A 21,203-nucleotide genomic window follows, 5' to 3' on the forward strand; every position below is an offset into this window, starting at 1 on the left:
TCCATTTGTCACGCATCCTTCATTTTCATTCCCCGGATTTTATATATGACAAATAAGAGAATGAACCACACCGGCGTTACAAACAAGGCGATCCGTGTGTCTTCCCCGAGTGCAAGCACTACTAAAATAAATCCGAAGAAAGCAAGGATCAGGTAATTGGCAAATGGAAAAAGCGGCATTCTAAACTTACTCGCTTTGGCTAATTCCGGCCTTGTTTTGCGATATTTTAAATGGGCAAGTACGGTAATTCCCCAAATAAAGATGAAGCAAAAGGTGGAAACGCTTGTGATCAGCGTAAATACTCCTTCCGGCATGACATAATTCAAAATAACGACAATCAGTACAATACCAGCCGAAAAAAACAAGGCATTGGAAGGCACTTTATGGGATGTCAGTTTTTTAAATGTTTGAGGCGCCTGTTGATTTTTTGCAAGTGAATAGACCATCCGGCTCGTACTAAAAATGGCGCTGTTACAAGCCGATGCAGCTGATGTCAGAACGACAAAGTTGATAATGCTTGCAGCTGCCGTAATACCAACCGCCGCAAAGACTTGGACAAATGGGCTTTCTGCCGGGTTAACGGTCGTCCACGGATATATACTCATGATCACCAGTAGTGCGCCGATGTAAAAAATGATTATTCGAATGGGAATATTATTGATTGCTTTCGGGATAACCTTTTCCGGGTTTTCTGTTTCACCTGCAGTGAGTCCTACAAGTTCAATCCCTGCAAACGCAAACATGACCATTTGAAATGAAAGGACAAAACCGGTCATGCCATTCGGGAACATGCCCCCGTGACTCCATAGATTAGTGAAACTGGCCGGACCTGCATCAGTGGAAAAACCTTTCACGATCATAAAAATACCGACCACAATTAACGCCAAGATGGCAATGACTTTGATTAACGCAAACCAAAATTCCATTTCCCCAAAAAGTTTTACGGAGGCCAGGTTCATCACCAACAACAAAATCAATGTAATGAAGCCCGGTATCCACTGGGGCACACTGGGGAACCAATATTGTATATAAATACCAACCGCTGTCAAATCAGCCATTGCAATAGATACCCAACTGAACCAATAAGTCCACCCGGTGATAAAAGCTGCCGCATCACCAAAATAGTCTTGTACGAAGTCAACGAAAGAATGATAGTTTAAATTGCTTAAAAGGATCTCTCCCAGTGACCTCATGATCAAAAAGCAAATGGTGCCCGTAATCAAGTAAGCAAATAAAATAGACGGCCCCGCCAAATGGATCGATTTCCCTGCTCCAAGAAACAATCCCGTTCCGATTGCCCCGCCTATGGCAATTAATTGTACGTGCCTGTTTTTTAAACCTCTTGATAGATTTTCTTGTTGCATGTGATTTACCTCTCTAACTATTTAGCATTTGTAAAATTGTTGCAGTTATCCGGATATAAAACCATTTCAGCCCACTCGCTTTTGTGAAGCGATTACATTCATATCGACAAAATTTTATTTCAGACCAAGAAGGAAAACAGTTACCCTCCTTTTTTGTTACTTTACCCGCAAAGGCAAAGAAAATAGGTATATTTCTCTTTTTGCTAATATCATAGTATTGTACTTCAAGGACGACTCAATTGTTATTAATTTTAACAAATAATAACCTAAATTCCATACCCGTTTGACATAAAGGTCATTCCATGTGGTTCTCAGGGCTAGATACGACCCAAGTCTTGTTGCGCAGGGCTTCGCCAATGGAAGATAGCTATAGCAAGATAAGAGAGTTAGCTGTAGTCATATTCTATTATACAATTTTCGTGAAATATTTTTTAAATTCGGGACCAACTGTAACATTTTTCGTTTGGGAACTCTGACAAAAAGGCGCGAAACTGTCAAATATTGATTTTTGAGTGAAAATTTACCATCGATAACATGTAAGAAAATGTTTACCTAAATCAAAATATAATTGTAACATATTTGGTCCTTCTTCAGGGAGAATTCGCACAGTACGTTCCTAAAGAAAAGGAGAGTTAAATGAAAGCAATAAATATAGTTGACTGAATCAAGAAATGTTGTTACCTCAAAATGACTGGATGAATTGGGGCTTTTATGAAAGTGGCCATAACTTCGAAAAAATATAGCGTGATTTGATTCGTTTTTATCAAGATCGAGAAAAATTTCGATAAAAAGAGAGAAAAATGGATGACAGATTGGAATGGAAGTATTGACGAAAGTGGACGCAACTGATAAAGTGAAAACCGAATAGAATATGTCGTTTTGTATCGTATAATAGCGGGAATAGGGCCCGCAAGTCTCTACCAAGCTACCGTAAATAGCTTGACTACGTGAAAAACGGGAATTGTCAATGAGGGATATTTATTGTATCTTCGCATCCCATTTTTCCCGCCTAGCCAGTCAACGCCTTTAAGCTGTAGCCGCTTAAGGCGTTTTTCTATTTGGATTTATTTATCCCGGTAACTGGCAGTAAGGCTCGTATATCGAAGGGGGCATGTGGGAGGTCAAGAGCCAGGAAACAGCTCGACTCATTCAACTAATCAGGGAAAAAGTCTCACTGATTGAAGTTTCACTTACTTTATGTATCGGAGCCTTTTATTCTGGGAGAAATTGGGGAATGTATGAAGAAGAGGTAAATATGAACAAATTGGCTGCCTTTTAAGAGATCGCTCTATATAAAATTCAATGGAGGAAAGTTAAGGTGAAAAATTATTTTAAATTCGATGAATTAGGCACCAATTATCGGCGAGAATTTATCGGGGGTCTGACAACGTTTTTATCCATGGCTTATATCCTGATTTTAAACCCGATCACATTATCGCTTGAGACGGTGAAGGATTTACCCGATGCACTGCGAATGGATCACGGTGCCGTATTTGTGGCTACCGCTGTAGCGGCCGCACTTGGGACCTTATTGATGGGCTTGCTTGCCAAGTATCCTATTGCGCTCGCACCGGGAATGGGGCTGAACGCCTTTTTTGCTTATACAGTTATTTTAACAATGGGAATCCCGTGGCAGACCGCCTTGACGGGAGTTTTATTTTCGGGAATCATTTTTGTGATTTTAACATTGTCGGGTGTACGGGAAAAAATCATCAACTCGATTCCGGCTGAATTAAAGATTGCGGTTGGATCGGGGATCGGTTTATTTATCACATTTGTCGGTTTGCAAAACGCCAAAATTATTGTTAGCAACGATGCTGTACTTGTCGGTTTGGGAGATTTAAGGGATGGGAACGTCCTTTTGGCCATTATCGGTATTGTGATTACAGTCATCTTAATGACGCGTGGCGTAAATGGCGGTATTTTCTTCGGGATTTTGATCACCGGGATCATCGGCATGGTTACCGGGGTTGTACCTAAGCCAACCGGACTGGTGGGACCTGTACCGAGTATTGAACCAACATTTGGTGCGGCTCTAGAACCGATTTTCAATTCCCCTGGCGAAGTGTTCACGCTCCAAATGCTTGTTGTCATCTTGACCTTTTTATTTGTCGATTTTTTTGATACAGCGGGCACGCTCGTTGGTGTGGCACAACAGGCAGGTCTTATGAAAGGAAATACCCTGCCACGGGCGGGGAAAGCTTTGCTTGCCGATTCTTCGGCAACAGTCGTGGGAGCAGTATTGGGTACGTCTACCACAACCGCTTATGTTGAATCGTCTGCGGGGGTTGCAGCCGGGGCCAGGACTGGCTTTGCGAATATCGTAACAGCCATTTTATTCTTGTTATCATTGTTTTTCTATCCGCTCTTGGGAGTTATCACGGCGTCTGTTACTGCTCCGGCTCTGATTATCGTTGGTGTGTTGATGGTGTCTGGAATTGGAGGAATTGATTGGAAGAAATTTGAGATCGCGGTGCCTGCTTTTTTCACAATCATCTCAATGCCATTGACATATTCTATTGCGACTGGGATCGGTATTGGCTTTATTTTTTATCCGATCACAATGTTGGTAAAAGGAAGGATAAAAGAAGTTCACCCTATTATGTACGGATTTTTCGTCGTCTTTGTGTTATATTTCATATTTATTATTTAATCGCTTGTTGCTTGCGGAAAAGAGAGCTCCTTCTCTGCAAGCTTTTTTTAAATAGTGCCATCTGAGTGATTGATTATATATTCAGAACGGAAGGTGGCGCCCCTTGCGGCAATAGCTTGGGCTGAAAACCCCGCAAGAGCGAAGCGATGAGAAGGGGAAAGCAGACCTGCGAAAAAGCGTTCGCCTGTAGGGAAGAAAATCCATTGGAATGTTCGCTTTCTTACGTATTACATCGAATGATGAAGTTGATTCAAGTGTAAAAATTGGAAAAATTGTCTATCCCATGAACGATCTTTTTCAGGAGGGTACTTTAATGATATGATGTGTCATATAGTATTTCTCCGTTTGTACGTTGGAGGACTTTTAGATATGGAGGGTGCCTACATGCCAGGAAAAACAGAATTGCAACATCAAGAAATGATCATGGTATTAGATTTCGGAAGCCAGTACAATCAGTTAATTACTCGTCGCATACGTGAGTTTGGTGTATATAGCGAGCTTCATCCACATTCCATTACGATGGAGGAAATCAAAGCCATCAATCCAAGCGGGATTGTTTTATCGGGGGGACCCAATAGCGTTTATGAGGAAAATGCTTTTCGCTGTGACGAAAGGATATTTGAATTGGGTATACCGGTACTCGGAATTTGCTATGGGATGCAGCTTATGACGAAGCACTTTGGCGGAGTCGTAGAAAAGGCAAAAGGAAGAGAATATGGCAAAGCAAAGGTTGAAATAAGGGAAGGAGCTCCTCTCTTTACAGAATTGCCTACGGAGCAAACCGTATGGATGAGTCATGGGGACTTAGTCAAGGAAGCTCCAAAAGGTTTTGTGATTGATGCTGTCAATCCTTCCTGCCCAATAGCAGCGATCAGCCATAAGGAGAAAGCATTGTACGGCGTTCAATTTCATCCTGAAGTTCGCCATACGCAGTTTGGCATAGAGCTATTAAAAAACTTTGTGTTTGACATTTGCCGCTGTAAAGGCGAATGGACGATGGAAAGCTTTATTGATGTTGAAATTGAAAAAATACGAAATGAAGTGGGCGATAAAAAAGTTTTATGCGCGCTGAGCGGCGGTGTTGATTCTTCCGTTGTGGCTGTCCTGATTCATAAAGCAATCGGAGATCAACTTACTTGTATTTTCGTCGATCACGGGCTGCTCAGAAAAGGTGAAGCAGAAAGTGTTATGAAAACTTTCCGTGAAGGCTTCCATATGAATGTCATCTTGGTTGATGCAAAAGAAAGGTTTTTATCAAAACTAAAAGGTGTTACAGATCCAGAGAAGAAGCGGAAAATTATCGGCAACGAATTTATTTATGTATTTGACGATGAAGCCACAAAGTTAAAAGGAATTGAGTTCCTTGCCCAAGGAACCCTATATACAGACATTATTGAAAGTGGAACAGCCACGGCCCAAACGATCAAATCACATCATAATGTCGGCGGATTGCCTGAAGATATGGAATTCAAACTGATTGAGCCGTTAAACACATTGTTTAAGGATGAAGTGCGCGCATTGGGAACGGAACTTGGCATTCCGGATGAAATTGTTTGGCGCCAGCCATTCCCGGGACCGGGCCTGGGCATCAGAGTGCTGGGCGAAATTACAGAAGAAAAACTGGAAATCGTCCGGGAATCAGATTACATTTTGCGCGAAGAAATTAAAAAGGCCGGACTTGAAAAAGAAATTTGGCAGTACTTCACTGTCCTGCCCAACATTCGCAGCGTGGGCGTTATGGGAGATGGACGCACATACGACCACACGATCGGCATAAGAGCTGTCACCTCCATTGACGGCATGACCTCTGATTGGGCGCGTATACCTTGGGACGTTCTCGAAATCATTTCCACACGGATCGTGAACGAAGTGGAACATGTGAACAGAGTTGTTTATGATATAACATCTAAGCCGCCTGCGACGATTGAGTGGGAGTAGTAGAAGGAGAGCTGAAACCCCTTTGTTTACAAGGGTTTCGGCTCTTTACTCTATTTTCATTGCATTGTTATTGCATTATTTGTTTTTAAACCTTTACGTAGGTAACGAGCAGTGAATTGATTCTTGGGTGAAGTATCTTCATTTTCTGTTGCTGTTTGGTAAGACATAATACCTTCTAATTTATAGGCTACTTCAAAGTTACTGTTTGGATACAAATGTCCGTAGGTGCCAAGTGTCGTTTCAATATCTTCATGCCCTAGGCGGTCTTTAATGATTAATGGGTTTTCGCCCATACTAATAAGCAAAGAAGCGTGAGAATGTCTTAAAGCATGTAATCTAATTCGATGAACCCCAGCTTTTTTTGAAAAACGTGTAATGGCATTCGCTAACGTATGCTTTTGTGTGGGGACACCATTATAGCTCATTACAAAATTGGTTTGAACGACAGATTGCTGCACGTCCTTCCATTCGCGGAGTAACGTTAATGTATCTCCATCTAATGCAATATGACGAACACTAGCCTTTGTTTTTGGTTCTACAAAAGAATAATTATCCAAATTCTTATAGTAAAGTGTTTTATCGATATATAACAGACCTTTGTCAAAGTCAATATCTTCCCATTGAACCGCAGTGGCTTCTCCAATTCGCATGCCTGTCATAAATAAAAACCACAATGAAATAAATAAAAAATATTGATAATAATCTTCTTTATAGAAAAGAGAGATGACTTTTTCAAATTCCTCTTTTGTCCAAAAGTCTATTTTTGTCTTTGTTTTCTTCACATTACCTACAATTTTTGATGGATTATTTTCAGCTAACCCTAAAACAACAGCTCGATCCATTGCCATAGAAAACAACCCTTGAACATTTCTAATATAAGAAGAACGATACTTCTTTTTAGATAACGCTAATTGCCATTTTTGAACATGAATCGGGGTAATTTCTGTTGTGATTAAGTTATTAAAAAAAGTGAAATGTTTTCTTACAGTTGGTAATCGATTATCGTACGTTCTTCCTTTTACTTGTGTTTTATACCAAGGTAAGAAAATATCTTCAATAAAATGTTGGAATAAAACGTCATCTTGCTTTTCTTCTAATGCGTCTGACTTTGTAAGCAGTAACCTCGAATATTCTTCCCTTGCTTCTTTTTTTGTCTTAAAACCACTGCGGTACTTCTGAATTTGCTTGCCAGTGATGGGGTGATATCCTAAATTTGCCCTAAAATAATAAGTTCCGTTCTTTGCCTTTTTGACGATATCTTTAGTCATGATTTCACTCCTTACGCAATTAGTGCAAGAAGTACAAATCACACATCTAAAGTTATCCCTAATACTTCCTCTACAGCTTCTTTAGGAACACGATCTAACTTTTTAGATTGATAATACGTATGCCCTTTTGAAATCATTAGTTTTTTACACTCTCTAATGATATCAGCTGAAAAAGAGGGACCATAACCTAGTGCTATCAAGTCTTTTTTAGTGACTGTGACCATATGAACTCCTTTCCATAGACTAGGATATGCTATTTGATATCTGTCTATTATTATATCGCGTCTATAAAACTAATTCTAATACGTTGCGTGAATTTGGCTCTTGCACTAAAATTAAAAGGATTTAATGTCATAACTTGATAGTTACTTTAACCTATCTTGCTAAATTGAATATCAAAAATCAGACGGCTGCTGGTGCAGCTCCACGGGAATTTCACCCCTGCAAGTATTTCTTCCAGCCCTACTCATAGCTTGCGACGGTTCAAACGCTCGAACCATGACGATAGGGGAGTATCATTATCCTAACTGATGGGTTATCGCCAGCAATCCACCACGATTACATTAGATTCATAGATTATCGCTCGTTTCTAACGAAAGTCATGGCGTATGAATCAAGTGGCTCATCATCAGTAGAACGTATCTGATTTTTTGCTTATACTGCACGGCGTAATCTTCCGTGCTTTCTTTGTCAAAGAACAAATATATGATTAATGAAAGGGAAAACCTAACCGTTCTGTATTCAAATTTTGAAAGCTAAAACAGATTGCATAAGCTTCGTTCGTAAGCGTTCGCGTGTATCTTCATCGATGCCCCAATAAGTGTTTCCTTGTTCATCACGGAGCTTACACATGTATAAACTTGTCATATAGCTTCTATAATGTAGAACAACTACTTTCATTGCTTCTAGCTCACCCTTATTTGCAGCTAAAATGATTGGATACGGCAACAAGCCACGCTCATTTCTTTCCGTATTAGTATTAATCATCCCATTCATCTGCATGTTCCTCCAAAAAACGTCTTAACGGTTTAAAGAACTCGTTCGCCTATACTGTACAGTACTAACGTGGAATGTTGAACAATTGATCAATTTTTACATCAGAAAGATTAAAAAAGTAGTATAGTAGGATGATAGTACGCTTCTCAACTGGCAAGCTATGCATCGCTTTTGCAAGAAGTGTAGGAGTAATTCTCTTACCAGCTACTTGAAGTCCTTCTATTTCTTCTCCCTTTTAGTGTTTGTCTAAGGTATAGAGCTGTTTTTCTTCTAGCGGTGTTAAATTTGAAAATGTTATCTCCGTTTCTGCCTTTCTTTGTATATGTTGATTGCTTCATTTTTCAGTACTCGCTTACAAAAAGCGTTAAATGCACAACGCACCTGCCGTTCGGTACCATACACTCAACTCTCTTCGAAACTGCAAAGATGGGTGATGATTTCCCCTTTCATTACCTTCAACAAGTTTTTTTGTAAAATGCCAAAAATCAGAGAAAAATTTTTAAAAAAACAATAACACGAGTTAATTTCATAATCCCGAGCCCTTGGGGCTCAAGGCTTTCAAGACGTAAAAAAATAGGCACCTCCCCAAATCCTGTATAATGTAAGTTACCACACAAACATAACAGGCTGGAGAGATGCCCTATGTCCATTATACGTCAACCAAGCCTATTTGACATGCATGAATTATATGAGTTGGAACCTACCCACCACTTTGAGGCTGTTTTTTCGACAATCGATCTGAATCCTTTTTGGAATCTTTTCGATAAACCAAAAAAAGTAGGTGCCCCAAGAGAACTGAATTATGGTGCCATGGTCTATTCACTTATCGCTCGTATGGTGGAGCGTATCGTGACAATCAAGGACCTAATCAAACGGTTAAAACGTGACCCGGTTTTTTAGATATGACTGTAGGTTTCTTCACTCGGACCAAATTCCATCTGAAGCCTTCTATTCAAGGATGATTACTGTCATCAGCGAATCAAATGTGATGACACATATCCATGATGAACTGATTCTACTTGCCATCAACGAGGGGCATATAAGCGATGAAAACATCGCCTTCGTTGCCACGCATTTTGAGGCAAGAGATCGTGCGCAAGCCTCCAAAAAGAAAGAAAAGCAGACACCGAAAAAGCGCGGACGCAAGCCGAAGGTGGAACGAGAGCAATGGTTAAAGGAAAAACAGGCTGCCGAAAACGCACGCCCGATTTATGAGAAAGAGATTGTTCACCAGCTATCCGAATCAGTGGAAACGTTGTATAAAGAAGCTCCCATCGAACCAAAATGGGGAATCAAGAAAAACAGTGATGGGAAAAATACCTTCTGGTTTGGTTATAAAGGACATTTAGCCGTCAGCACAAAGAGTCAATACATTCTAACGGGTATAATGACGTCAGGAAATCTCAATGATGGGAAGGCAGCCATCCCATTATTGAAGAAAATTGATCGGGATCTTCCAGCTTTATTTACCGCCGGTCTTTTCGATGCAGGTTATGATTATGAGCCCATATATCAGCAATTAACCAATCAGAATCTACAGGCTGTCATCCCATATAACCAGCGCAATGAAAGGGAAGTAGTTGGATACGATGAACATTTCGCACCTACATGCGTCCGGGAACATTCTTATCGTTACGACAGCTTCGACCAGAAGTACAAGACACTGAAATACACACGTCCAAAAGAATGTACAGTTTGCCCATTGCGACTCGATTCCCTTTGTCAAATGACCTTTAAAATTAGGCAATCGACGGATATCCGCAAGTACACACATCCAGCTAGAGGTTCGAAAAAGTGGAATGAACTTTACAAGGAACGCACAGCTGTTGAACGGGTTAATGCGTACTTAAAGGAATTCTTTGGACTCAATAATGTCCGTCATCGGACCGGTAAGAAAGCCAGGCTTCACTTCCAATTGGTGACGCTTGTTTACAATGCCTCAAAATTAGCCGCAGACCGGATCAGACTAGAAATGGAGCAACATTCGTTAAAAACAGCGTGATTAAATCGCAATACCTTTTTAAAAAAACATTAAAAAACATCATAGGGTAACTCAACCCATTTTCAAAAACGTCAATTATGAAATCGATTCACACAACTGAATATTAACAGTTGGGTAGAATCATTTTTAATATTTAATATAAAGGACCAAAAGAAGAAATACTTTAAATGTCAAACTCTATTTTATTACAATTCCATAAAAACTGATCGAACAAAATAATGAATAATACAAAAATAAAGTTTTTTAAAGTCATTTCTTATCTGTTAAACGTAATTAAACATGAAAGGTCTAGCTAAATAAAATAGTAAGAACATAAAAAGGGAGGCTTGGGAACATGTTAGACAAAACATAGATCAAGGAGTTGTAGTAGACTTAAAGCTTGACAGTTATTACTTCACTAATAAGGTACAATTTGCTGGTCATTATGTGGCAATGTATGGATATGACGACAGTTTTGCCTACCTGATTGATACAAAGCAACAGGGGGGAATGGTAAAAACAAGTCTTGAAAATTTGGCATTGGCAAGAAACGAAAAAGGTCCAATGTCTCAAAAAATCTGTCTTATACCATTAAGAAAAAAGAGGATATGCCAAATTTAAAGGATGTGATTATAACAGCAATCAAAAATAACGCTTTAGATTATAAGAATCCTCCTATCAAAAATTTGGGCTATAAAGGTATTAAGAAAACAATTGTAGAGAATAAGAAGTGGTTTGAGAGAAGTGAAAATATTGAGGATGATTTAGTTTTAGCAGCCACACTAATGGAGCGAGGGGGAACTGGAGAATCCCTATTTAGAAATATGTATAGAGATTTCTTAAAAGAATGTTTGAGTATAGTTGATTATACTCCTTTACAAAATGGATATATTCTATTTACTAAAATCGCACCTATGTGGGAGGAGGTATCTAAGCTTATTAATAAGGCTGGAGAGACTCATGAATTACTATTCCTAAATCAGGCTTCTGATATTCTTTTAGAGTTATCAAACAAAGAATATGAAGCAATGAATCAACTATCAAGAATCTGTTGACTGCGATGCTTTCAAAAAATGAGTTTTAGAAAAGTGGATTCATGATTCTTGTTCCATTGGGGGGGATTGGGAACGGCTTCATACTGCCTTTGTTGCACCTCCTTTGGGCTCCCGTACATCTTTCGCAGCGGCCGGATGCGGCTTCTTACCGTATTTTCCCCAACTTCAATTTCCGGATCGTGCTCCTTTAGCCAGTCCCATATTTGAGTAGCGGAGAGGTCGGGGTATTCCCTCTGATTCTGGCAATGTATTGTTAAGGTATGAGTTGAAAAAAAGATATAGAAAATATCGACTACTTGCTGTGCTAACAGGTTATGAAAATTGACTAATTCGTTTGGTTTATGTTGGTATGATTTATTACGTAAAGGCAACTGTCTGGATCGAGCGCAAAATGACAGGATTTAGAGAAGTTAATAAGGTAACATGCCATTAAAGGAGTGAACCATATGGCACTGGTAGAATCATTACAAAAGACAATCGAATACATGGAAGCCCATCTGCTGGATGACATCACGATCAAAGACATTGCTGAACAAGCTCATCTATCTCCCGAGCACTGTACTAGAACTGGTGCAGTCAGGGCGTTTTCAAAGAGGCAAATGGTTTAAAAGGTTAGATAAAGAAGATAAAGGGCATGTTCGTCGTTCCCTTGAATCAGTGGGAATGTGGGAGATGCATCATAAAAAGATAGGGGAATTATCAGGTGGATAAAAGCAGCGGATATCAATTGCTCGTGTGTTCTCAACAGATCCAGATTTGTTTATATTAGATGAACCTACAATTGGAATGGATGTACGTTCACGTAATGAATTTTATAAATTATTGAAGCACAATAGTACAGAGCATGACAAGGGTATCTTAATGGTTACACACGATCATGAAGAGATTCGTCACTACGCTAATAAACACATTGAGTTGATACGGAAGGAGGACTCACCTTGGAGATGTTTTTCTATGGATTGATGCAAAGAGCTTTCCAAGCTTCATTTTTAATCTCATTAATCACTCCAATATTAGGATTGTTTTTGGTATTGCGTAGGCAATCACTAATGGCAGATACTTTATCCCATGTCTCGTTATCTGGGGTAGCGCTTGGTCTGTTAATTGGCATCAATCCGACATGTACCAATATTCTCGTGGTAATCATTATCGCAACTCTGCTTGCATTTTTGCGTCAAATTTATCGCACATATTCTGAAATTTCGATTGCCATATTAATGTCTGTCGGAATGGCAGTAGCGCTTGTCCTGATGGAAATAAGTGCTGGTGGAATTACATTAAGTGTAACGCAATTTCTATTCGGTTCTATTGTTACTATTCACAAAACAAATATGGATGTTACTAGGATTAACGATAATTATCGGATTATTATATTTAATATATCGAAAACCTATGTATGTTCTTACATTTGATGAGGAAACAGCTTTTAAAGCTGGCCTGCCTATTAAAACGATGTCGATTTTGTTTAATGTGTTAACAGGGGTCACAATAGCAGTAATAATGCCGATTGTCGGGGCTTTACTTGTCTCAGCCATTATCATTTTACCTGCAGCTATATCGCTTCGTTTAAGCAAAAGCTTCTACGGTGTCATATTAAATGAAATGGTCATTGCACTTGTCGGCATGTTAAGTGGTTTAGTCACTTCTTATGAATTGGGTACACCACCAGGCGCTTCCATCACAATAATTTTAATGTTGATTTTTGCAATCATAACACTTGCAAAGTACATGTTACATTACTTGAAATTTAATAGACTATTTAATAAAAGTCAAGGCTAGAATGAAATAAGCAGAAAAGACAAATCGAGTTTACATCGTAGAATTGTTATTTCAAATAATAAATTCCAAAACTCTACTTAATTCACAATGTATGAAAATCATTGAAGCCTTCAAACCAAATATATAAATAATTATAAAAAAGAACTAAAAGAATATTTCTACAAGCTATTATTAGAAAGAAGGATAGGTTATAAGCTGTTATATTAAGTTGGGGGCATAGATTGACAATATCGTATTAATGTGTCTGCATAATAATATATAAGAGAAGCATTACCATTCATAACGAGAGAAATGGGGTTTTATAGTCACGATTAGAGCATTTTCAAGAAGTTCGACTAGCTGCTATAATATAATAGCCCATGCATTATACTTGGAGTTTAACAACATTCAAGTTATTATAGATAAATAAAATCCTTAATTAGGGTGATGATGAATGAAGTTTTCAAAGGCTACAGATTATGCTCTACATACGATGCTTTTTCTTACTGCAGCGACTCCGGATAAACCTGTGGGCGTTCAGCTGCTTGCTGAGAAGCAAAAGGTGTCACCAACTTATCTGTCCAAGATACTGACCAAGCTAGTAAAGGCTGGTATGATTGAATCCATAACAGGAGTGAATGGTGGATACAGACTGAAACGAAATTGGGAGGATATTTCGTTTCTTGACATTATTCATGCGATTGAGGGATCTGCCTCTTTGTTTGATTGTAGTTTCGATCACGGACCAGATTGTCCGATTCAAAGAGTAGTATTGGAAGCAGAGGAAAAAATGGAAGAGCATTTGAGAAATAAAAAAATGTCCGATCTTGTGCGGGAAATGAACATCGTTTTCTAGCACATATTCTTTCAACCAATTATAGATAATAAATATCTCTATAGTCTTTAATGAAATTATAATAAAAAATTAGGAGAATCCAAAAATGAACATGTATAAAAGGACTGTATAAGTTGATTCAAGATACAGCGATTTTTAATCCGGTATTGTGAAACGATGTCCCCGGAAGATTATAGGAAAGAGATCGAAAGTTAAGGAAGAGTTTCTGTACGTAGTCTGCATATTCATATCGCTGACTGTCATCGAATTTTACTAGGGATTTATGACTGAAAAATCTATATACAGAGTAAAATCAGCGCCTATCGATGATGTTTCAAAGATGTGCAAATTATTTAAAAGTCGAATGAGCTAGTGGATAAGTTCTTATGTAAGGAGGTGATGCCAACATGTAACATCGTAGCAGAGTGAGAATACAGTATTTCAGTAGTACTGGTTAGGTCTTAACTACATATGAGATGTACAGAGTAATTATTGGGCGTATACACATTTGGAAAGTTAAACTAATAAGAGGAAGGGAGTTAATCATGAAGGAAGTTGATGTTGTTATTATTGGAGGAGGTCCTGCTGGTTTAAGCGCTGGACTTATACTAGGACGGGCTAGGAAGAAGACGTTGATTATCGATGAGGGGCAACCGCGTAATGCAGTGACTAGAGAGGCTCATGCCTTTTTAACACGTGATGGCATTAGCCCACATGAATTTAGAAATATTGCTAAATCGCAGCTTCACACTTATCCGTCAGTTTCACATTTGGAAGATACTATCGAGTTGATAGAAGGTGAAGATGGTCAATTTTTGTTGGAAACTGCTTCAGGGTTGAAGATAGCCACTAGAAAACTGTTGTTTGCTATCGGAATGAAGGATCGCGATCTTGGCATACCAGGGTTGGCGGAGGTCTATGGTAAGAGCGCATTTGTATGCCCGTATTGTGATGGCTGGGAACTAAGAGATCAGCAATTAGTTGTCATAAACAGAGGAGCAGCGCTAATGCATTTTGTCCCATTGATTTACGGGTGGACAAAGCAGTTTGTAGTTTGTACAAATGGTCCCAATGAATTAAGTGAAGCAGAACGTGAAGAATTGCGTGCGCATAATATCCCGTTATTTCATTCACCAATTCATTCCATCCAATCAAATCAAGGCATGGTAAGGCATGTTAAGCTTGAGGATGGAACAGAAATTCCATGCACAGGAATTTTCTTCAAGGCAGAATTGGTACTTGGATCGGAATTACCTGTCGCACTTGGTTGCCGGATGTTGGATACTGGAATAATTGAAGTCGATGAGTTTGGAAAAACAAGTGTACCTGGTGTTTATGCAGCTGGGGATGCAACTACACACTTGCACCAATCTATTGTTGCAGCTGCTTCAGGAGCTGTATCCGCAGCCGCAATAAACGGAGAATTAAATCGAGAAGAATGGCATAAGAACAACGTTTGATTCAAATTCTAAATATATTTATAAAGAGGACTTTAAATTTATAATGTACCCTTTGTAAAAGACACTTTTATAAGGCCAAGCTACTTGAAGAAAGTGATTCCAGTACTATGAAATACTCCTCATTACCATTTATGAATCAACTCTTTAGAAAAGGTGGCAGGGTCACTCCTGCACGATTTGCCACTGTGCAAAATGGTCCTAAAACAGGTCTGTCAATAAATTTGTGGAATTGACCGTAAAAAAATTTAGTCGGTGTGGAGGATAATCCTGTCCACGAAGCGGATAGACAACCAGAGGTGCGATTATTTCCACAAAAAAGGAGCCATTCCTTCTTTAGACTGTACCCTTTGTAAAGGACAATCATAAAAAAGCTAGGCAGACTTAAGAAGGTGATCTCTGTATTGAATAGGGGTCATCAGGTTCCATTGATATCTGTAACGGTTATAGTAAATCATGTATTTTAAACATGACTTTTGATACACTGTTTCAGGAGGTGTTTTTATATGACTGCCAAGGGCAAAATAACATTGCCACAAAAACGTACAGTTATTTTTACCGTAACTATTTTTTATACTATTTTGATACTATATTTTATTTTTTTCGCTTTCGGCAGAATAGGTGCATCTGCAAGCACGACTGGGGTCACCTTTATTTTTTTTCCGATTGAGTTCTATCATTTGCCAAAGATTTCTGATTTTCTGCATCCTACTCTGATGGATTTCGTAGATCTAGGAAATGTGGCAGCCTTTATTCCATTCGGCATATTGATTCCATTGTTATTCCGTGTGAAGTTTATTCGTTTCTTTTCATTGTTCTTCCTGTCTATTCTCGTGATCGAAACCATACAGGCACTAACTTTGCTCGGAAGCTTTGATATTAACGATGCCATTCAAAACTCTCTAGGCGCAAGCATCGGATTCGGAGCGTACAAACTAGGGTATCGAACAAAAAACTTTTGGCTAAATATGGCTATTACCGGTATCACGTGTATTGTTATTCTAATCGGGGTATTAGCAATTTGCGGAATTTTGGAGAAAACGTTCACCAAAGCAGAGGGTCCCTTTATAGCTTTAAATGAACTGAAAAATAGTTCCGGGCATACAACAGCGGGAACAAAACCGTACAGCTTTAAAGTTAGCGGTCAAAACGTCGAACCTGGATATAATATATTTGGCGCCAAAGGCAAAGGAAGTGAAACCTACACTTATACGTCCAAGAAGGAGATTATTTTTTCATTTTATTATGGAATACCGGACTTAATGGATAGTGATGGAAGTATACGAGTTTTAGTCGATGGTCGTGAGGTATTATCCGGCTCTGGAACGGAGCAACTGAATTATCCGGAATTGTTTCCACAAATGTTTGAAATTCCACTTGAACGTGCAAGTAAGATTACGATAATCGTTAAGGGGAATGAAAAGCTTTGGGATGTAGGGTTTAGGGAAATGAAATATTTCTGGAAATGATTCAAACGTTTTGTTCAAGATAATGGTCTTTTTTCTTTTTCCCACCCCAAACATGTGGTGCTAGTATATTTTCATGGACACATCCTAGTTAGTTTCATAATTTTTGAGGAATAAGATTAAGAAGAGGTGTGTCCAATGAAAGGCCATAATAAAAACCAAAATAAATTTAATGAAGATTTCAAAAGGATGGTTGTGGAATTATATCAATCTGGCACTCCAGTCAAGCAATTAACCAGCGAATATGGCGCATCTGATGTCTCCATTTATAATTGGGTCAAAAAGTTTTCTCCCGTCAAATTTGAAGATGGAACCGTGGCAACGGCGGATGACTATACCAAGATTCAAAAGGAGCTTCGCCGGCTGCAGGAAGAAAATGAAATCTTAAAAAAGGCTATGGCCATATTCGCGAAAAGGTAAGCCAATCTGCAGTAGCTTCCGTGATTGATCAACATAAAGACCAACATCCCATCCAAACTATGTGCGAAGTCTTGGAATTGCCGCGAAGCTCCTACTACCTAACACTCCAAGAAACCGAATCCAAGCGTGAGCGGGAAAACAAGGAGCTGACAAAAAGGATCAAAGAGATCCACGAAGAAAGCAAAGGACGTTATGGAGCCCCAAAAATTCACCAATATCTCTGTGCGGAAGGATATAGAGTAAGTCTGAAACGTGTACAGAGACTGATGAAAAAAGAGGGCATCCGTTCCATCGTCATTAAAAAATATCGGCCAACACCAAGCAAAGAAACAGTTATCGAACGCGAGAATATCCTGGCCAGGGACTTTTCTACGACCACCATCAATGAAAAATGGGTGGCCGATATTACGTATATCCATACATTAAAGGATGGCTGGTGCTACCTTGCTTCTGTGATGGACCTGCATTCAAAGAAAATCGTAGGCTATTCCTTTTCTTGTACAATGACAACAGACCTGGTGATTAAAGCATTGGATAACGCCTATGCCACGCATCTACCACCAGAGGAGTTAATTCTGCACAGTGACTTGGGTTCCCAATATACGAGTGAGGCTTTCATGGAAGAGGCTGAGTCAAAAAAGATCAGACAATCATTCAGTCGAAAGGGCTGCCCGTACGATAACGCCTGTATTGAATCCTTCCATGCTATTTTGAAGAAGGAAGAAATACATCACGTAACTTATCTGGATTACGCCTCTGCAAAGATTCATCTCTTCCAATACATTGAAGGCTGGTATAATCGAAAGCGAATGCATGGCAGCCTTCAATATAAGACCCCACAACAGGTTGAAGATGAAATCCGGGTGGCGGCTAAGTCACTGCATCATGTCTGAGCACGGCGCTTTACATGGAGGGGGGCATGTTAGGCTCGTCCGCCTGCGAAAGGATTGTTTGACCCTTTCGCCCTTCGCAAGACACCCATGCCCATAGAGGCTCCATGTCAAGCGACATAGACCAACCCACTCTTATGAAATGGAGCTCTGTCCAATCCACCATCTATTTTGTGTCCAGAATATTGGCGTAGATCCAATTATACGATTTACAGTGCTATGAACATTAATTTATTTAATAGGGTTTTTCAACACTATAATCCGAATACCCAAAAGAAAAAGAAATTCAAAGAAGTTGAAGCTACTTTCATAAAATTGTTACCTGATCAATTCCCGAATTGGGGTCAAATAGGCTATGAATGGGTTTATGAAGAAATCTATGGTGCTGACTTTTCACCACTGACTAAAGCAATGGAGGAGGGTTATTTTTAACCCTCTTTCTACACTATTTTCCGATTACCCCATAAAAATTATAACCAAATAAAAATCTTAAATAAAGTGTTTGAGCCTCAATTGATTTTCAAAAGTCATTGCATATGCATGTTAAAACCATGGATAATATTTCCCATACTTGGAACTGGAGATAAAAAGAGGACATATAACGTTGATTTATCGTGGTATTAATAAAACCATATTTGAAAAGTTCGATTAAAATATAATAAAAACCTGGTTATAGCTATTTTCAAGTACTTATTTTTTTATCAATTAATTCACTTACTATTGGCTATATTATTTAATATTTCTTAAGCCTTACGATAAACATTATTCTACTTGAACACCTTTAATTTGATACTATTTTCCGATTAACCAATTTCTTTAACCCCACCATTATACTTATAGATGATAATAATTTCTGATTTTTGGAAAGTGGATGATGACCTTCGTATATTTCCCATCTTCTGAATGAATGGAAAGGTCATGTCCTAATTTAAGAGCCATTTCTTTTGCAAGGTAGAGACCTAAACCGGTAGATTTGGCATGACTTCTCCCAATAGATCCTGTAAATCCTTTTTCAAATACGCGGCTGATATCCTCTGGCTTAATTCCAATGCCTGTATCTTGAATCTGTAGCCGCTTTTCTTTTAGATCTTCCTCAAATTGTACGGAGATTTCCCCGCCTTCACCTGTATATTTTAAAGAATTTGAAAAAACTTGATCCATAATAAAACCAAGCCATTTACTGTCGGTATGGACAACCTGTTCAATATTGTCCATATGAAAACGAATTTGCTTGTTAATAAAAGATTTGGCAAATTTCTTTACACTGTTTTTAGCAACTTGATCCAACACTACCTCGGAAATAAAATAATCTTTAGAAAAAGAATCAATGCGAGAGTAATAAAGAGCCTGCTCCACGTAATTTTCGATTCTATCCAACTCATCTTCAAACTTGTCCACAAGGTATTCAACAGTTCTTCCATTACTGTTTTCCATAAGCAAGCGACCTGCCGCAATCGGAACCTTGACTTCATGAATCCAAGATGTAATAAAGTCTTGATGATCCATTTTTTCGTTATACAACTTTTGTAATTGATCGCCATGCACACTATTTACTTTTTTTAATAACTCAAGATATAACAGTTGTTCATCGTTTCGCGGTTTAGGCAGAGTTGCGAGAAATTCTTCATGATTACTTTCAACCAAATCATTTAATTCCCGATAAAATTCTCTATTGTAATAGTATTCGATGATTACGTATATAGCTACAATAAAAAAGATAACCACATTGGTATATACGATATTACTTACAGTGTTTCTGGAATCTGTGCTCACAATCGTCATCAAAGAAACAAAGAACATAATGATCACGTTTAATATAAAGAAATTCCGTTTATCTTTTAGATATTGAAAGAAACTCATTGGATAATATAACCTTGTCCTTTCTTAGTCATAATGAAGTGTTCTTTTCCAAGTTCAGCAAGCTTTTTACGCAGACGAGCAATATTAACCGTCAATGTATTTTCGTCTACGAAATTTTCATTCTTCCAAAGGCTACGCATCATTTTCGTACGACTGACGATGGTTCCTTTATTTTTCATCAGGATTTTCAAAATAAGAAATTCTGTTTTCGTGAGTTCCGACTTTCGATCTCCATGTAAGGCCTCTCCGTTCTCAAGGTTTAATATAATTCCATCATGTTCGATTGTCTTAGACTGTGTTTCCATGTAGGAATACGTTCTGCGGAGGAGTGCATTAATTTTTGCAATCAATACCTCCATATGGAAAGGTTTTTGAATATAATCATCTCCTCCCATGTTTATCGACATCACTATATCCATTGGTGTATCACGGGAAGAGAGAAAGATCATAGGGACCTTTGAAATTTCTCTGATTTTATTACACCAGTAAAATCCGTCAAACGATGGCAAATTGATATCCATGATGACTAGGTGAGGATCATGATTAAGAAATACCTGCATGATTTGGTCAAAGTCTTCGATCTTAACGGTTTCAAAACCCCACTTTTCTAATGTTTCCCCTACCATATCACGAATGGTCAAATCATCTTCCACAATCATGATTTTCATTCCTCTTCCCTCCAAACAATCATCCTTCTTTAACATCATATTAATTGAATATCGACCAACATACAAAGAAAATATCGTGTTTAAACATATTTTTTATCAATGTGACGAAAATGTAAGGTTACGAGATCAAGCTGTAAGTTTATATAAAGGGCACCTATTGTAAAATAAAAACGTAAAACAAAACAACTCTGAATGGAGGATTTAAATATGAAAACTATTGTCGAAGCAAAACAAATAAAAAAAGTCTATGGTGCAAAGGGAAATGTATTTTCAGCTTTGGAGGATATAGACTTAACCGTCATGGAAGGTGAATTCGTCGGTATTATGGGTCCCTCGGGTGCTGGTAAATCAACTTTACTAAATATATTGGCAACAATTGACGAGCCGACTGCTGGTGACATCGTGGTTGACGGAATCAATTTGACAAAGATGAATGAAGAGCAATTATCTGCCTTTCGCCGTGACAAACTTGGTTTCCTTTTCCAAGACTATAATTTATGGTTCTATGTCAAATGTTGGGGTGAAGTGAGATGGAATCTCACCTACCCAACATGACTTCCAATTTTTTTATACTTATGTAAAAGAAGTATTCTT

Annotated in this window: 18 protein-coding genes, 4 pseudogenes and 1 riboswitch; of the genes and pseudogenes, 15 read left to right on the forward strand and 7 right to left on the reverse strand. The window is 38.5% G+C overall.

From position 1 onward, the window contains the following. Nucleotides 1–8 precede the first annotated feature (8 nt). Nucleotides 9–1,364 (reverse strand): amino acid permease, encoded by a 1,356-nt coding sequence (locus JOC94_RS06295; protein ID WP_077113172.1) that lies wholly within the window; start codon nt 1,362–1,364, stop codon nt 9–11. Nucleotides 1,365–2,228: 864 nt separating this feature from the next. Next, nucleotides 2,229–2,330: riboswitch (purine riboswitch) on the forward strand. 145 nt (nt 2,331–2,475) lie between these two features. Here JOC94_RS06295 and JOC94_RS06300 point away from each other — a divergent pair. From JOC94_RS06300 to guaA, 3 genes are all read left to right on the forward strand, one after another. Next, on the forward strand, nt 2,476–2,643 hold the full coding sequence (locus JOC94_RS06300; RefSeq protein WP_171973982.1) for a hypothetical protein: 168 nt from the start codon (nt 2,476–2,478) through the stop codon (nt 2,641–2,643). Between the two features lie 39 nt (nt 2,644–2,682). After that, nucleotides 2,683–4,017, forward strand: coding sequence for an NCS2 family permease (locus tag JOC94_RS06305; RefSeq protein ID WP_077113173.1), 1,335 nt, complete (start codon nt 2,683–2,685; stop codon nt 4,015–4,017). 384 nt (nt 4,018–4,401) lie between these two features. After that, nucleotides 4,402–5,955: a glutamine-hydrolyzing GMP synthase gene (gene guaA, locus JOC94_RS06310; protein ID WP_077113174.1), complete on the forward strand. Its 1,554-nt coding sequence runs from the start codon at nt 4,402–4,404 to the stop codon at nt 5,953–5,955. A 56-nt stretch (nt 5,956–6,011) separates the two neighbouring features. Here guaA and JOC94_RS06315 read toward each other — a convergent pair whose 3' ends face one another. The 3 genes from JOC94_RS06315 to JOC94_RS06325 all read right to left on the reverse strand — a co-directional run bounded on the left by JOC94_RS06315 (nt 6,012) and on the right by JOC94_RS06325 (nt 8,219). After that, nucleotides 6,012–7,223, reverse strand: a complete 1,212-nt coding sequence (locus JOC94_RS06315) for a tyrosine-type recombinase/integrase (protein WP_077113175.1) — start codon at nt 7,221–7,223, stop codon at nt 6,012–6,014. Between the two features lie 38 nt (nt 7,224–7,261). Further along, nucleotides 7,262–7,447, reverse strand: coding sequence for a DUF3173 domain-containing protein (locus JOC94_RS06320; RefSeq protein WP_018709270.1), 186 nt, complete (start codon nt 7,445–7,447; stop codon nt 7,262–7,264). A 517-nt stretch (nt 7,448–7,964) separates the two neighbouring features. Continuing rightward, entirely contained in the window at nt 7,965–8,219 is a 255-nt protein-coding gene (locus tag JOC94_RS06325; protein WP_018709271.1) for a helix-turn-helix domain-containing protein, read from the reverse strand. A gap of 642 nt (nt 8,220–8,861) precedes the next feature. On the opposite strand from JOC94_RS06325, the pseudogene JOC94_RS06330 reads away from it, so the two are divergent. The 8 genes and pseudogenes from JOC94_RS06330 (at nt 8,862) to JOC94_RS06360 (ending at nt 15,308) form a co-directional block, all read left to right on the forward strand. Beyond that, nucleotides 8,862–10,221, forward strand: a pseudogene (locus tag JOC94_RS06330) (transposase). A 312-nt stretch (nt 10,222–10,533) separates the two neighbouring features. Beyond that, nucleotides 10,534–10,821 carry a BtrH N-terminal domain-containing protein gene (locus JOC94_RS23495; RefSeq protein WP_077735397.1) on the forward strand — a complete coding sequence of 96 codons (288 nt, stop codon included), beginning with the start codon at nt 10,534–10,536 and terminating at the stop codon, nt 10,819–10,821. Beyond that, nucleotides 10,779–11,255: a DUF4872 domain-containing protein gene (locus JOC94_RS06340; protein WP_268920955.1), complete on the forward strand. Its 477-nt coding sequence runs from the start codon at nt 10,779–10,781 to the stop codon at nt 11,253–11,255. The genes JOC94_RS23495 and JOC94_RS06340 overlap by 43 nt, the downstream gene beginning before the upstream one ends. Before the next feature lie 446 nt (nt 11,256–11,701). Continuing rightward, nucleotides 11,702–11,863 carry a helix-turn-helix transcriptional regulator gene (locus JOC94_RS06345; RefSeq protein WP_018705595.1) on the forward strand — a complete coding sequence of 54 codons (162 nt, stop codon included), beginning with the start codon at nt 11,702–11,704 and terminating at the stop codon, nt 11,861–11,863. Then, nucleotides 11,805–12,218: pseudogene (locus tag JOC94_RS22835) on the forward strand (metal ABC transporter ATP-binding protein); the annotation flags it as partial. The gene JOC94_RS06345 and the pseudogene JOC94_RS22835, both read left to right, overlap by 59 nt. Continuing rightward, nucleotides 12,194–13,034: pseudogene (locus JOC94_RS06350) on the forward strand (metal ABC transporter permease). The pseudogenes JOC94_RS22835 and JOC94_RS06350, both read left to right, overlap by 25 nt. 433 nt (nt 13,035–13,467) lie before the next feature. After that, nucleotides 13,468–13,869: an RrF2 family transcriptional regulator gene (locus JOC94_RS06355; RefSeq protein WP_018705597.1), complete on the forward strand. Its 402-nt coding sequence runs from the start codon at nt 13,468–13,470 to the stop codon at nt 13,867–13,869. A gap of 524 nt (nt 13,870–14,393) precedes the next feature. Beyond that, nucleotides 14,394–15,308: an NAD(P)/FAD-dependent oxidoreductase gene (locus JOC94_RS06360; protein ID WP_018705598.1), complete on the forward strand. Its 915-nt coding sequence runs from the start codon at nt 14,394–14,396 to the stop codon at nt 15,306–15,308. 371 nt (nt 15,309–15,679) lie between these two features. Here JOC94_RS06360 and JOC94_RS23350 read toward each other — a convergent pair whose 3' ends face one another. Then, the gene (locus tag JOC94_RS23350) at nt 15,680–15,844 is read right to left on the reverse strand and encodes an IS3 family transposase (protein WP_328799779.1); all 165 of its coding nucleotides are present in this window, start codon (nt 15,842–15,844) and stop codon (nt 15,680–15,682) included. Between JOC94_RS23350 and JOC94_RS06365 the strand changes: the two genes are divergently transcribed. From JOC94_RS06365 to JOC94_RS06375, 3 genes are all read left to right on the forward strand, one after another. Beyond that, a complete protein-coding gene (locus tag JOC94_RS06365) occupies nt 15,812–16,774 on the forward strand; it encodes a VanZ family protein (protein ID WP_077113177.1) in 963 nt (320 codons plus the stop codon). The two genes, JOC94_RS23350 and JOC94_RS06365, sit on opposite strands and share 33 nt — an antisense overlap. Nucleotides 16,775–16,909: 135 nt before the next feature. After that, nucleotides 16,910–18,084, forward strand: a protein-coding gene (locus tag JOC94_RS06370; protein WP_139345697.1) for an IS3 family transposase whose coding sequence is annotated in 2 segments (ribosomal slippage) — nt 16,910–17,153 and nt 17,153–18,084 — 1,176 coding nt in all. Because the reading frame shifts where the segments join, the coding sequence is not laid out codon by codon here. A 216-nt stretch (nt 18,085–18,300) separates the two neighbouring features. Then, nucleotides 18,301–18,513, forward strand: a complete 213-nt coding sequence (locus tag JOC94_RS06375) for a hypothetical protein (protein ID WP_033369738.1) — start codon at nt 18,301–18,303, stop codon at nt 18,511–18,513. A gap of 402 nt (nt 18,514–18,915) precedes the next feature. Here JOC94_RS06375 and drcS read toward each other — a convergent pair whose 3' ends face one another. Both drcS and drcR read right to left on the reverse strand, forming a co-directional pair. Next, the gene (gene drcS / locus JOC94_RS06380) at nt 18,916–19,941 is read right to left on the reverse strand and encodes a daptomycin efflux sensor histidine kinase DrcS (RefSeq protein WP_077113179.1); all 1,026 of its coding nucleotides are present in this window, start codon (nt 19,939–19,941) and stop codon (nt 18,916–18,918) included. Then, on the reverse strand, nt 19,938–20,609 hold the full coding sequence (drcR, locus tag JOC94_RS06385) for a daptomycin efflux response regulator transcription factor drcR (protein WP_077113180.1): 672 nt from the start codon (nt 20,607–20,609) through the stop codon (nt 19,938–19,940). The genes drcS and drcR overlap by 4 nt, the downstream gene beginning before the upstream one ends. 207 nt (nt 20,610–20,816) lie before the next feature. Between drcR and JOC94_RS06390 the strand changes: the two are divergent. Then, nucleotides 20,817–21,107: pseudogene (locus JOC94_RS06390) on the forward strand (ATP-binding cassette domain-containing protein); the annotation flags it as partial. Nucleotides 21,108–21,203 lie beyond the last annotated feature (96 nt).

The organism is Siminovitchia thermophila, assembly GCF_016909185.1.
Taxonomy (GTDB): Bacteria; Bacillota; Bacilli; order Bacillales; family Bacillaceae_C; genus Siminovitchia; species Siminovitchia thermophila.

Bases quoted from the DNA above. Each gene is read 5' to 3' on its own strand.
- JOC94_RS06315 (WP_077113175.1), bottom strand. From the start codon at position 7,223: ATGACTAAAGATATCGTCAAAAAGGCAAAGAACGGAACTTATTATTTT.
- JOC94_RS06300 (WP_171973982.1), top strand. From the start codon at position 2,476: ATGTGGGAGGTCAAGAGCCAGGAAACAGCTCGACTCATTCAACTAATC.
- JOC94_RS06360 (WP_018705598.1), top strand. From the start codon at position 14,394: ATGAAGGAAGTTGATGTTGTTATTATTGGAGGAGGTCCTGCTGGTTTA.
- JOC94_RS06325 (WP_018709271.1), bottom strand. From the start codon at position 8,219: ATGAATGGGATGATTAATACTAATACGGAAAGAAATGAGCGTGGCTTG.
- JOC94_RS06295 (WP_077113172.1), bottom strand. From the start codon at position 1,364: ATGCAACAAGAAAATCTATCAAGAGGTTTAAAAAACAGGCACGTACAA.
- JOC94_RS06375 (WP_033369738.1), top strand. From the start codon at position 18,301: ATGAACATTAATTTATTTAATAGGGTTTTTCAACACTATAATCCGAAT.
- JOC94_RS06365 (WP_077113177.1), top strand. From the start codon at position 15,812: ATGACTGCCAAGGGCAAAATAACATTGCCACAAAAACGTACAGTTATT.
- JOC94_RS06355 (WP_018705597.1), top strand. From the start codon at position 13,468: ATGAAGTTTTCAAAGGCTACAGATTATGCTCTACATACGATGCTTTTT.
- drcS (WP_077113179.1), bottom strand. From the start codon at position 19,941: ATGAGTTTCTTTCAATATCTAAAAGATAAACGGAATTTCTTTATATTA.
- guaA (WP_077113174.1), top strand. From the start codon at position 4,402: ATGCCAGGAAAAACAGAATTGCAACATCAAGAAATGATCATGGTATTA.
- JOC94_RS06320 (WP_018709270.1), bottom strand. From the start codon at position 7,447: ATGGTCACAGTCACTAAAAAAGACTTGATAGCACTAGGTTATGGTCCC.
- drcR (WP_077113180.1), bottom strand. From the start codon at position 20,609: ATGAAAATCATGATTGTGGAAGATGATTTGACCATTCGTGATATGGTA.
- JOC94_RS06345 (WP_018705595.1), top strand. From the start codon at position 11,702: ATGGCACTGGTAGAATCATTACAAAAGACAATCGAATACATGGAAGCC.